Source organism: Patulibacter americanus DSM 16676 (assembly GCF_000420025.1).
Classification (GTDB): Bacteria; Actinomycetota; Thermoleophilia; order Solirubrobacterales; family Solirubrobacteraceae; genus Patulibacter; species Patulibacter americanus.
Genome location: NZ_ATUD01000002.1, coordinates 453430 through 464974 on the forward strand (window position 1 = coordinate 453430; position 11545 = coordinate 464974).

13 protein-coding genes are annotated in these 11545 nt (G+C 77.4%); 9 read left to right on the forward strand and 4 right to left on the reverse strand.

Annotated features, from left to right (window positions below; genetic code table 11):
- Positions 1-6 precede the first annotated feature (6 nt).
- Complete coding sequence (locus tag F593_RS0106295; protein WP_022927910.1) at positions 7-579, reverse strand: suppressor of fused domain protein; 573 nt, start codon at positions 577-579, stop codon at positions 7-9.
- Between the two features lie 313 nt (positions 580-892).
- Between F593_RS0106295 and F593_RS0106305 the strand changes: the two genes are divergently transcribed.
- From F593_RS0106305 to F593_RS0106335, 7 genes are all read left to right on the forward strand, one after another.
- Positions 893-1669 carry a hypothetical protein gene (locus F593_RS0106305; protein ID WP_022927912.1) on the forward strand — a complete coding sequence of 259 codons (777 nt, stop codon included), beginning with the start codon at positions 893-895 and terminating at the stop codon, positions 1667-1669.
- Between the two features lie 123 nt (positions 1670-1792).
- Positions 1793-2293: a hypothetical protein gene (locus tag F593_RS0106310; protein WP_022927913.1), complete on the forward strand. Its 501-nt coding sequence runs from the start codon at positions 1793-1795 to the stop codon at positions 2291-2293.
- A gap of 68 nt (positions 2294-2361) precedes the next feature.
- Positions 2362-3207, forward strand: a complete 846-nt coding sequence (locus F593_RS0106315; RefSeq protein WP_028721485.1) for a DUF4097 family beta strand repeat-containing protein — start codon at positions 2362-2364, stop codon at positions 3205-3207.
- Positions 3208-3334: 127 nt separating this feature from the next.
- Complete coding sequence (locus F593_RS22905; protein ID WP_022927915.1) at positions 3335-4378, forward strand: ATP-binding cassette domain-containing protein; 1044 nt, start codon at positions 3335-3337, stop codon at positions 4376-4378.
- A 10-nt stretch (positions 4379-4388) separates the two neighbouring features.
- Positions 4389-4694, forward strand: a complete 306-nt coding sequence (locus F593_RS0106325; RefSeq protein ID WP_022927916.1) for an NIPSNAP family protein — start codon at positions 4389-4391, stop codon at positions 4692-4694.
- 43 nt (positions 4695-4737) lie between these two features.
- The gene (locus F593_RS30275; protein WP_022927917.1) at positions 4738-4980 is read left to right on the forward strand and encodes a DUF1653 domain-containing protein; all 243 of its coding nucleotides are present in this window, start codon (positions 4738-4740) and stop codon (positions 4978-4980) included.
- 95 nt (positions 4981-5075) lie between these two features.
- Positions 5076-6815: a helix-turn-helix domain-containing protein gene (locus F593_RS0106335; RefSeq protein WP_022927918.1), complete on the forward strand. Its 1740-nt coding sequence runs from the start codon at positions 5076-5078 to the stop codon at positions 6813-6815.
- Between the two features lie 9 nt (positions 6816-6824).
- Here the strand turns inward: F593_RS0106335 and F593_RS0106340 are convergent, their stop codons facing one another.
- Positions 6825-7886: an NAD(P)H-dependent flavin oxidoreductase gene (locus F593_RS0106340; protein ID WP_022927919.1), complete on the reverse strand. Its 1062-nt coding sequence runs from the start codon at positions 7884-7886 to the stop codon at positions 6825-6827.
- Between the two features lie 189 nt (positions 7887-8075).
- Between F593_RS0106340 and F593_RS0106345 the strand changes: the two genes are divergently transcribed.
- On the forward strand, positions 8076-9419 hold the full coding sequence (locus F593_RS0106345) for a dihydrolipoyl dehydrogenase family protein (RefSeq protein WP_022927920.1): 1344 nt from the start codon (positions 8076-8078) through the stop codon (positions 9417-9419).
- Between the two features lie 46 nt (positions 9420-9465).
- On the opposite strand, the gene F593_RS0106350 is transcribed toward F593_RS0106345, so the two are convergent.
- The gene (locus F593_RS0106350; RefSeq protein WP_022927921.1) at positions 9466-10032 is read right to left on the reverse strand and encodes a TetR/AcrR family transcriptional regulator; all 567 of its coding nucleotides are present in this window, start codon (positions 10030-10032) and stop codon (positions 9466-9468) included.
- On the reverse strand, positions 10029-10355 hold the full coding sequence (locus F593_RS0106355; RefSeq protein WP_022927922.1) for a DMT family transporter: 327 nt from the start codon (positions 10353-10355) through the stop codon (positions 10029-10031). The genes F593_RS0106350 and F593_RS0106355 overlap by 4 nt, the downstream gene beginning before the upstream one ends.
- Before the next feature lie 94 nt (positions 10356-10449).
- Between F593_RS0106355 and F593_RS22910 the strand changes: the two genes are divergently transcribed.
- Positions 10450-11223: an inositol monophosphatase family protein gene (locus F593_RS22910; RefSeq protein WP_022927923.1), complete on the forward strand. Its 774-nt coding sequence runs from the start codon at positions 10450-10452 to the stop codon at positions 11221-11223.
- The last annotated feature ends 322 nt before the right edge of the window (positions 11224-11545 follow it).

Consider the following 11545-nt stretch of genomic DNA (forward strand, 5'->3'; position numbering starts at 1 on the left):
GCGTCCTCAGGCGCGCGACGGGTCCGTGCGCAGCAGCGGGTCCCGCGCGGCGAGGCGCTCGAGCACGACGAGGGTGCCGACGCGCTGCATGAGGAGGAACTCCCCGTTCGTGACGCCCACGGCCTGCAGGAGCGTCGGCCCGTCCTCCACGGTCACCAGCGGGTCGTCGCGCAGGCCGACGGCCACGAGCCCGGAGTCGCCGCCGTCGAGGGGCGCACCGGGGGCCAGCCGCGCCCCGGCGTGGAAGGCCCGGCCGACGGCGACGCTCGTCCGCGCCGTGCCCAGCAGGAGGGAGAACGCCCACTCCGGCGGGCGGTCCGCGGCCGGGACGATCACCGTGAGCTCCTGCCCCAGCGGCTCCGTCGGGCCGTCCCCGGCGGGGCGCACGTCGGCGAGTCCGGCGGTGACGAGGTGCCAGCCCTCCCCGAAGCGGTGCGCGTCGACGCCGACGGGGAGCGGCGCGTCGGCGGCCCGGCCCGCGGCGAGCGGCGGAGCGGGGAGCCGGGCCTGCGGCGGACCGTGGACGGCCGCGAACGCGCGCCGGACGGCGGAGAGGGCGTTCGCGGGCGCGTCGGTCACCGAGCAGACCCTAGACCGCCCGGTGCGCCGACCTCACCGAGGCGGACGGGCGTCGGCCTGACCGAGGAGGACGACCGTGCCGGTCAGGCCGCCCGATTCCGCGAACCGCTCGGGATCTTCGGCTCGATGGGGCTGGACGCCGGGCTCCTGGCCCGCGGCGAGGTGGCCGAGATCGCCGCCGCCGTCGGCTGAGTGCATCGACCGCGGCGCGGCGCCCACGACCGGGTCCCCACGGAGGTCGGTGGCCCCGCCGCCGCTCGGCTGCAGGGCGCATTGTGGCGCCGGACGGCCGGGGCACTAGGATCGCCGACGAATGCCGGACGCACGCGTCGACATCGATCGCCTCGCGGGGATCATCGAGAACCTCGCCGAGCAGCTCGCCGTCGCCCGCGACGCGCTCGTCGAGCTGAGCGCGGAGGTCCGCCTACCGGCGGAGCGCTCGGCGGACCGCAACGGTCACGGGGGCGCGCCGCCGTCGGGCGCCATCCCGCGCACGGGGCAGCCGACGATGCCCGGTGCGCCCGTCGCCGTCCCGGCTCCCGCGCCGCCGACGGAGGTCCCGGCGCCGCCGTCCTTCGGCGTTCCGGCCGGCGTCGCCGCTGGTGCCCCGGCGCCTCCGGCGCCGCTGGCAGCACAGCACGCCGCGCTGACGCAGCCGGAGCTGACCGAGGTCGACCCGTGGACCCCGCACCCGGCCGGGGCGTGGCGGCCGGAGCGCATCGGCACGGACCCCCACCTGGAGGACGAGGACGCGCCTCCCGAGGCCGCACCGCCCGCCGGCACGATGGTTCCGCGCGCGCAGGTCGCGAGCCTGCAGGGGGTGCCGCTGCTGAGCGCGGGCCTCGTCGAGTCCGTGGTCGGCCCGATCGCCGACCTGCCGGAGCTCGACGCGATCGAGGCCCGGATCGGCCGCTTCCACGGGGTCGAGGCCGTCACCGTGCACCGACTCGAAGGCAGCGACGCGCTGCTCCTCATCGAGCTCGAGCACCCCATCCCGCTGGCCGACATGCTGCGCGAGGACCTGGGCCGGCCGGTGGCCTCGTGCCGCCTGGCCGAGGGGCGGATCGTCGTGGAGCTCGCCCCGGAGTGATCCTGGGCGGGCGTCACCGCCGCCTCCGCAAAACGCGCCCGTCGGTGCCGTCGTGGCACCACATGGCGCCATGTGGTGCCAATAGTGCTTGCGGTGGTGCCACCGTGGTGTCATAGTGGCGCCATGGACCTCACCCGCTACGTCGACCAGCTCCGCACGGAGCTGGCCGCGGCTGCCGGCGCCGGGGGCGACGACGCCCGCGCGCTCGCCGAGCGCCTGACCGCCCCGCTCGAGTCCTCGGTACGGCTCATGCTGCTCCAGGCGCTCTCCGCCGCGGCCGACGAGGTCACGCAGGAGATCGCGCCCGCCGCCGTCGACCTGCGGCTGCGCGGGGGCGAGCCCGAGTTCGTGGTGACCGGCGCGCCGCAGGACGCGGGCACCGCCTACGACGCCCCGCCCGCGCCCGCACCGCCGCGGGAGCCCGACGACGGCGCCACCGCCCGCGTCAACCTGCGGCTGCCCGAGGGCCTGAAGGCCGACGTCGAGCGGGCGGCGGCCCGCGACGGCCTGTCCGTCAACGCGTGGCTGGTGCGCGCCGCCTCCGCGGCGCTCCAGGAGCCCGGGCAGCCCGCACGCCAGCGCGGCGGCCGCGTCGGCCAGAGCTTCACGGGGTGGGTCCGGTGACCGCCCGCCACGACGGCGCCTCGGCGCTCGTCCCGTCCCGATCGACCAAACGCGAGGACTCCTCCGACATGAGCATCTTCCAGACCCCGGGGCCCGTGGTGGCCACGGTCGACCTCGCCGTCGGCGGCGTCCGCATCACCGCCGAGGACCGCGACGACACCACCGTCGACGTCCGCCCGAGCGACCCGCGCAACGCCGCCGACCGCGACGCCGCCGAGGGCACGCAGGTGACCTTCGCCGACGGCCGCCTCGAGGTCCGCGCGCCCCGGCTGCGCGGGTGGCTCAGCCTGCGCGGCGGCGGCTCCGTCGACGTCGCGGTGGCCCTCCCGCACGGCTCCGACGTGCGCGGCACGGGGGCCTCGGCCGACTTCGCCTGCGTGGGCCGTCTGGGGGAGTGCCGGATCAAGACCGGCCTGGGCCAGGTGCGCGTCGACGAGGCGGGGCCCGTCGACCTGAAGAGCGGGGTCGGCGACATCACCGTCGAGCGCGCGACGGGGCGCGCCCAGGTCGTCGCGGGCTCCGGTGACGTGCGGATCGGGACGCTCGACGCCGGCGGTGCCGTCAAGAACGCCAACGGCGCCACCTGGATCGAGAGCTCGGCCGCCGAGCTGCGGATCAACGCCGCCAACGGCGACATCACGGTCGACCGCGCCGATGCCGACCTGACGGCGAAGGCGGCCAACGGCGCGGTGCGCCTGCGCGAGGCGGTGCGCGGCTCCGTGGTCCTCGAGACCCGGATCGGCGACGTCGAGGTCGGCATCCGCGAGGGCACCGCCGCGTGGGTCGACGCGAACGCGACCGCGGGCAAGGTCCGCAACACGCTCGAGGAGGGCGCGGCGCCCGGGCCCGGCACCGAGACCGTCCAGGTCCGCGCCCGCACGTCCGTGGGGGAGATCGTGATCCGCCGCCCCTAGCCGCCGGCGCCGCCCGGCGCCCGCGCCCCACCGCACGCGGAGCACGCCGTCCGCGCCGCTCGCCCGCCGCTGCCGCTCGCCCGGCGCTGCCGCACGCCCGTACGCACGACCACGTCCTGGAGTCCCCATGTCCGCCGCCCGTCCCCCCGACCATCCCGCCGACGACGACACCGCCATCCGCGTCCGCGGCGTCCGCCACGCGTTCGGCGACGTCGTCGCGCTCGACGGCCTCGACCTCGACGTCCGCGCCGGCACGGTTCTCGGCCTGCTCGGACCGGACGGCGCGGGCAAGACGACGCTCGTCCGCATCCTCGCCACGCTCGTGCGCCCCGACGCCGGGACCGCGCGGGTCCTCGGCTTCGACATCGTCGACGACGCGCTCGCGGTGCGTCGGCGGATCGGGCTCGCGGGCCGGTTCCCGGCCGTCGACGGCGAGCGCACGGGCCGCGAGAACCTCGAGACGATCGGTCGCCTCGACCGGCTGCCTGCGGCGATCGCCCGGCGCCGAGCGTCCGACGTCCTCGAGCGCTTCGGCCTCGCCGACGCCGCCGACCGGGCCGTCTCGACGTACTCGGGCGGCATGCGCCGGCGCCTGCACCTGGCCGCGAGCTTGACGGGGCGCCCGCCGGTGATCCTGCTGGACGAGCCGACCACGGGACTGGATCGCGCGACGCGCCAGGAGCTGTGGGCGAGCGTGGACGAGCTGCGCCGCGCCGGCACCACGGTGCTCCTGACGACCCAGCACCTCGAGGAGGCCGACCGCCTCGCGCAGCGGATCGCCGTGGTCGACCACGGACGCATCGCCGCCCAGGGCACGGCGGCGGAGCTCAAGGCGGCCGTCGGCTCCGACGTCCTCACCGTTCGGCTGGCCGATCCGGCCCGCGCGACGGGCGTCGTCGCCGTCCTGGTCGACCTCGACACGACCGGCGTGCCCTTCGCGGACGGGGCGGCGGGCGAGCTGCGGCTCGCGGTCGCATCCCTGGACGCGGCGGCCGAGGCGGTCCGCCGGCTCGACGCCCACGGCGTGCGGATCGCCGCGACCGCGATCGAGCGGCCGACCCTCGACGACGTCTTCCTGACCCTCACGGGCCGACGGTCCGACGACCACGCCGCCACCGACGTCCGCACCCGGGAGCAGGTCGCGCGGACCGCGCCGGCGGCCCGGCACTAGGGTCCACCGCATGGTCACGATCCACCTCCGGTACGAGCTCGACGACACGAAGCTCGACGACTTCGAGGAGTACGGGCGGCGGTGGGTCGGGCTCGTCAACCGGCTCGGCGGCGAGCACCACGGGTACTTCCTGCCCAGCGAGGGCGACAGCGACGTGGCCTACGCGCTGTTCACGTTCCCGAGCCTCGCCCGCTACGAGCAGTACCGGCAGGAGGCCGCGACGGACCCGGAGTGCCAGGCGGCGTTCGAGCTGGCGCGCACGACGGGCTGCATCAAGCGGTACGAGCGCCGGTTCCTGCGCCCGCTCGACGCCTGAGCGCCCGCGCCCCGGCCCGCGGCGGTGTGCCAGCATCGCCGCGATGCCCGACGTCGATCGTCCCGTCCCGCCCGGCCGCTACCGCCACTACAAGGGCCCGGAGTACGAGGTGCTGCACGAGGCGCGCCACTCCGAGACGGAGGAGGCCCTCGTCGTCTACCGCGCGCTCTACGGCGAGCGCGGGGTCTGGGTGCGGCCGAAGGCGATGTGGCTGGAGACGGTGACCGTCGACGGCCGGCAGGTGCCGCGCTTCGCCCTGGTCGACGCGGCGGCACCCGCAGCCTGACGCGGCGGGGTGCGCCACGGCGACCACGTGCGCCGCTCCCACGTTGGCCCGTTGGCGCATGTGCAGTCCCTCCACCCGCACCTAGTGTTGGCGGCGTGTCGGGTCCGATCCACGCCAGCCGCTCCGCCGCGCCCCTCCGCGTGCCGGCGGACGGGGGCGCGGCCGGCCCACGGACGGCGCTCGGGCGCGACGCGCTCCTCCGCGTGATCGACGCGGTCGCGCAGGGTCCCGACCTGGGCCGGGTGCTCCCCGCGGTCGTCGACCTGCTGACGGACGCGACGGGTTGCTACGCCTGCTTCGTCTACCTCCGCGACCACGACCGCCTGACGCTGCGGGCGGCCTCGGCGGCCTACGCGGGGGCCGTCGACCGGCTCGAGCTGGGGATCGACGAGGGCCTCTGCGGCTGGGTCGTTCGGCACGACCGCCCGGTCTTCATCCGCGACAACGCGCCCGCCGACCCGCGGGTCAAGCTCGTGCCCGAGGTGCCGGAGGAGCGGTTCGGGTCCATGGTCGCCGTGCCCCTGCGGGGTCGCGAGGGCGTCGTGATCGGGGTCGTGGGGCTGCACTCGGCGGCGCCGAGCGAGTTCGGCCACGAGGTCCCGGAGCTCCTGGAGCACGTCGCGTCGCTCGTGGCGGGCGCGATCGACAACGCCCGCCTCTACGAGCGCGAGCTGCGCCGCGTCGACGCCCTCGGCCGCCTCGCCGCGCTGGTGCAGCGGATCGCGACGGTCGCCGACCGCGCCGAGCTCACCCGCGTGACGGCCGACGGGGCGCTCGCCCTGCTCGGCGCGGACCGCTGCCGCCTGCACACCGTCGACCTGGACGACGGCGCCACGCGTGTGGTCGCCCGCGCCACGACCCCGGCGGGCGAGCGGCGGCCGGACGACCCGCCGGTCGACGCGCCGGAGCGCGGGGCCCTGGCGGTGCGGATCGCCGCGGGCGACGCCGGGGAGGGCGTGCTGTCGGTGGAGCGGGGGGCGCCGTTCCTGCCGCACGAGCGGGGGATGCTCGAGACGATCGCCGCGCAGGTGGCCGTCGCGCTGCGCAGCGTCGAGCTCGTGGAGCGGCTGACGGAGGAGAACCTCGTCCGCGACCTCTTCGACGCGATCGCGCAGGGCCGCGGGCACCAGGTCGCCGCGCGTGCCCGCTCCGCCCGCATCGACCCGGACCGTCCGCACGTCGTCGCCGTCTTCGAGCCGCTGCGGGCGGGCGGCGCGTGGCCCGCGGGCGACCGGGTGGAGACGCGGCTGCGTCACTCGATGCCCGGCGTGCTGTGCGACCCGGGACCCGATCGCCTGCGCGTGCTGCTGCCCGTCGCGGCCGAGGACCCGGCGGCGCTGCGGCGGCTCGACGAGGAGCTCGACCGCCTGGCCCGCGAGGAGGGTGCGGTGGCGGGACGCTCCAGCGTGCAGCGGCGCCTGGCGGCGGAGCGCTCGAGCCTCGTCGAGGCGGCGTCGGCGGCGCGCATCGCCCGGGCGCTGGCCCCGGCGGGCGGCGCCCGCGCGTGGGACGAGCTCGGCGCCTACCGCTACCTCGTCGGCGTCGCCGGCGAGGTCGAGCCGGACGGCCGCCACGCCCACGCCGTCGACCTGCTCTGGGAGTACGACGAGCGCCGCGGGTCCGAGCTCGTCTCCACCCTCGAGCGCTACCTCGCCGACCGCAGCGTCGTGCCGACGGCGCGCGCGCTGCAGATCCACCCGAACACCCTCCGCCAGCGGCTCGAGCGCATCGAGCACCTGACGACGCTGACGGTCGCCGAGGAGGACCTCGTCTCGCTCGAGCTGGCGATCAAGCTCCACCGCCTGCGCGCCCCGGAGCGCGGGGCCGCGGCGTAGGGGCGTCGCTCAGAGCCCGGCCTCGCGGGCCAGGCGCGCGACGAGCTCGCCGGCGGGCTCCTCCGTCACCGCGCGCCAGCCCTCGCCGGCCCACAGGTGCAGCGCGTCGGCGTCGCCCGCCCGGGCGGCCGCGGCGCGCAGCGGGCGGGTCAGGTGGTGGACCTCGGGGTAGGCCGACGGGGCGTCCGGGAACCCGCGCGCCAACGCGTTGGCCAGCCCGCGGGCCGGCCGTCCCGTGAACGCCCGGGTGACCGTCGTGCCGGCGAAGGTGGCGTCGAGCAGCGCGCGGCGGTGCACGGTGGACGTCCCCGCCTCGGGCGTGGCGAGGAACGCGGTGCCGAGCTGGACGGCGCTGGCCCCGGCGTCGAGCGCGGCCCGGATGGCCGCCCCGGTCATCAGGCCGCCCGCGGCGACGAGCGGCAGCGCCGTCACGCGCCGCGCCCCCGCCACGAGGTCGAGCAGCGGGACGAGCTCGCCGCCACCCGGCAGCGCCGGGTCGTCGACGAGCACGCCGCGGTGCCCGCCGGCCTCGGCGCCCTGCAGCACGATCGCGTCCACACCGGCCCCGGCCACCTGCACGGTCTCCGCCGGGGTGGTGGCGGTAGCCAGGATCGCGGCGCCCGTGGCCTCGCGCAGTCGGCCGACGACGGCGGGGTCGGGCACGCCGAAGACGAAGGACACCGCCGCGGGCCGGTGGCGGGCGAGGACCTCGACCTTCGCGTCCAGTGCGTCGTCGTCCCAGGCCGGCGCACCCAGCGCGACCCCGAGGCGCTCGGCGACGGGGCGCAGCGCCTCGGCGTGCGCGGCGACCGCGGCGGTGTCGGCGGCGGTCGGACCCGGCAGGAAGAGGTTGGCGCCCCACGGCGCGTCCGTGGCCGCCTCGACCTCGGCCAGCCGCGCCTCGAACGCGTCGGGCGACAGGTAGCCGGCGGGCACGAACCCGAGGCCGCCTGCCGCCCCGACCGCAACGACGAGCGCGGTGCTCGACGCGCCCCCGGCCATCGGCGCGGCCCACAGCGCCCGACGCGGGGCGCGGCCGGGCGGGTAGGGCAGGGCGGCCGGGGCGGGCATGCCCCCATCCAAGCGGGTCGGCGGGCCGGGCGGGGCTCCCGTGGACGGAGGCCGGAGCACCGTGGCCGGAGCGCCGCGGCCGCCGGGGAGCCCGGTCACCGTCATCCGACGCTTGCCCCGCGGCGCCGCCGCTGCTGGAGTGCGGCCTGCGCCGCCGGCCGGTGGCGCGACGCCACACGAGGGAGCAGCATGAGCACCGCGCCGGAACACTTCGACGTCGTCGTCATCGGGACGGGCCCCGGCGGGCGGGCCGTCGCGCCCGAGCTCGCGGCCGCGGGCCGCTCCGTCGCGGTCATCGAGGACGAGCTCGTCGGCGGTGAGTGCCCGTTCTGGGCGTGCATCCCGTCCAAGACGCTCCTGCGCCCGAGCCAGCTGCGGACCCAGGCCGCGCACGTCGCCGGCGTGTCCGTGCCCGAGCTGGACTGGTCCGCGATCCGGGACTACCGCGACTACATGAACTCGGGGCTGAACGACGCCGGCAAGGCGGACTGGCTGGGCGGCGTGGACGGCGTGACCCTGATCCGCGGGCGCGCGTCGGTGCCGGAGCGCGGCCGCGTCCTCGTCGGCGACCGCGAGCTGACCTGCGACGACGTGATCATCGCCTCGGGCACCCACCCGGCGATCCCCGACCTCCCCGGCCTCGACCGTGAGCAGGTATGGACGAACCGCGAGGTCACGTCGCTCAGCGAGGTCCCCGCCTCGGCGGTCGTCATCGGCGGCGGCCCCGTCGGGCTCGAGGTCGCCCAGTACCTCGCGGGCTTCGGGTGCGAGACGACGCTGCTCGAGCGCTCGGACCGGCCCCTGGTGCGCGAGGAGCCCGAGCTCTCCGCCCACGTCGTTCGGCTGCTGGAGGAGCACGGCGTCCGCCTCATGACGGGCACCTCGGTGGCGGAGGTGCGCCACCACGACGGCGGGGTGGAGGTCACGACGGAGGACGGCGAGCGCCTCGACGTCGAGCGGCTGATCGTCGCCGCCGGCCGCAGCCCCCGCATCGACGGCCTGACCCCCGACGGCGTGACGGTCGAGCACGGCCACATCCAGGTCGACGGGCAGTGCCGTGCCGCCGACGGCGTGTGGGCCGTCGGCGACATCACCGGGATCGCGCCGTTCACCCACGTCGCCGGCTACCAGGGCCGGGTCGTGATCGACACCCTGCTCGGGCGCGAGCGCACGGCGACGTACGACGCCGTTCCGCGCGTCGTCTTCACCGAACCGGAGGTCGCCGCCGTGGGGCTGACGGCCGCGCAGGCCCGCGAGCGCGGGATGGACGTCGCCACGGAGACGCTCGCCCTGTCCGGCACGGACCGCACCGAGACCTACGGGCGCGGCCTGCAGGGCGGGGTCGGAGCGGTCGTCGACCGCTCGCGCGGCGTCGTCGTCGGCGCCTGGGCCGTGGGCCCGGAGGCGGGGGAGTGGATCCACACCGCCGCGCTGGCCATCAAGGCCGAGATCCCGCTGGCGACGCTGCAGGACTTCGTCCCCCAGTTCCCGACGTTCAACGAGCTGTGGGGCGCCCTCTGGCGCAGCATGTAGGGGCCCGCGGCGCCGCCCCCGATGGCCGCGGGGCGGCGGCGGGGCGTCAGGCCTCGAGGGCCCCGGGCTCCGAGCGCGCGCCCGCCAGCGCGCGCTCGAGCACGGCGCGCACCGTCGCCGCGTCGGGCGGCGCGTCCTCCAGCAGCGACCCCAGGCAGAGGCCGTCGAGGACGGCGACCATGGTGCGGCGGCCGACGTCGTCGAGCCCCTCCCCGGCGGCGCCGAGCGCGGCGTCGAGCCACGCGGTGGCCGCCGGGCGCAGCGCCGGGCGGCGGACGGCCAGCAGGTAGAGCTCGTACTCCGCCACGATCAGCCCCGGGTGCTCCCGCGCGTCCTCCGTCAACGCCTGCGCGAGGTCGCCGACGGCCGAACCGGTGGACGTCGCCGCCAGCCGGGCCGCCCACTCCTCCGTGCTCTGGACGAGGGCGGAGACGAGCAGGTCGTCGATGCCATCGAAGTGGTACCCGACGGACGCCGTCGGCACCCCGGCCTCGGCCGCCACCGCGCGGTGCGAGACACCGGCCGCGCCGTCACGCTCCAGGACGCGCAGGGTGGCGGCGATGAGGGCCTGGCGCCGGACCTCGCCGCGGGCGCGGCGGCCGTCGGGGGTCAATGCTCGGCCGCCCCCATCTCGAGGGCGACGACGCCCATGATCACGAGCACGAGCCCGGCGACCTGCACCCCGGTCAGCGACTCGCCGAAGAGGGGGATGCTCAGGACAGCGACCAGGGCCACGCCGATGGCGGCCCAGATCCCGTACGCGAGGCCGAGCGGGACCCCGCGCTGGAGGGCCGCGGAGAGCAGCGCGAAGGACGCGAGGTAGCCCACGACGAGGATCGCCACGAAGAGCGGCTTGCGGAAGCCCTCCGAGGCCCGGAGGCTGAGGGTGGCGATCACCTCGGAGAAGATGGCGCCGGCGAGGAAGAGGTAGCCCATGGGGTGCTCCGGTCGGACGGGACGGATACCTGGACGATCGTACAGGTTCTTCGTCCGCGCGACCGTCGGCGGCGCGGAGCCTTACGCTCGCCTCATGCGCGACAGCGACCTCGACGTGGCCCACACGGCCGCGACCGCCGCCTCCGAGGCCGTGCTGGCAGCCCTGCGCTCGCCCGTCCACATCGAGGAGAAGTCGGCCCCGACCGACCTCGTCACCGACGCCGACCGGGCGGGGGAGGACGCCGCGGTCGCGGTCCTCTCGGCGCGCCGTCCCGGCGACGGCGTGCGCGGCGAGGAGGGGCACCTGACCCCGGGCCGCCGCGAGTGGCTGATCGACCCGGTCGACGGCACGCTGAACCTCGTCCGCGGCCTGCCCGGCTGGAGCTCCGTCGTCGGCCTGTGGATCGAGGGCGAGGCCGAGGTCGCCGTGGTCTCCGACGCCGTCGCCGGCCAGACGTTCGCCGCGGAGCGCGGCCACGGCGCCCGCCGCGACGACCGCCCGATGCACGTGCGCGAGGAGACCGGGCTCGACGGCGCGGTCGTCGCCACCTACCTGCAGCCGGCGAAGCGGGCGATGCCCGGCGTGACCGAGGTCAACCACGCGCTGTTCGGGGGCGTCGGCGCCCTGCGCGCCGGGGCGGGCTCGGGCAACCTCGAGCTCGCGTGGCTCGCGGACGGGCGGATCGACGGCTGGGTCCAGCCCGACCTCGCCCCGTGGGACTGGGTCCCCGGCGCGCTGCTCGTGCGCGAGGCCGGCGGCCGCACGGCCGAGTTCCGCCCGCGCCCCGACGGGCCCGTGTGGTGCGTGGCGGGGACGCCGGCGGTGTGCGACGCGCTGGTGGACCTGGTCTGCCGCGCGGCGGGGTAAGGGGACCGGGCCCCGCCCCGAGCGTCTCGGGCCGGACCGTGTTGGACGGCGGCGAGGCTCGGCGCACCCGCATGGGGAGCGGGGCCCGCCCCGAGCGTCTCGGGCCGGACCGTGTTGGACGGCGGCGAGGCTCGGCGCACCCGCATGGGGAGCGGGTCCCGCCCCGAGCGTCTCGGGCCGGACCGTGTTGGACGGCGGCGAGGCTCGGCGCACCCGCACGGGTAGCGGCGTGGTCCTACGTCGCGCGGTAGAGGCACCACGCGTAGTGGGCGGCGCCCTCGTCGGGGCGCGGGGACCGGTGGCGGAAGACCTCTCGCCCCTC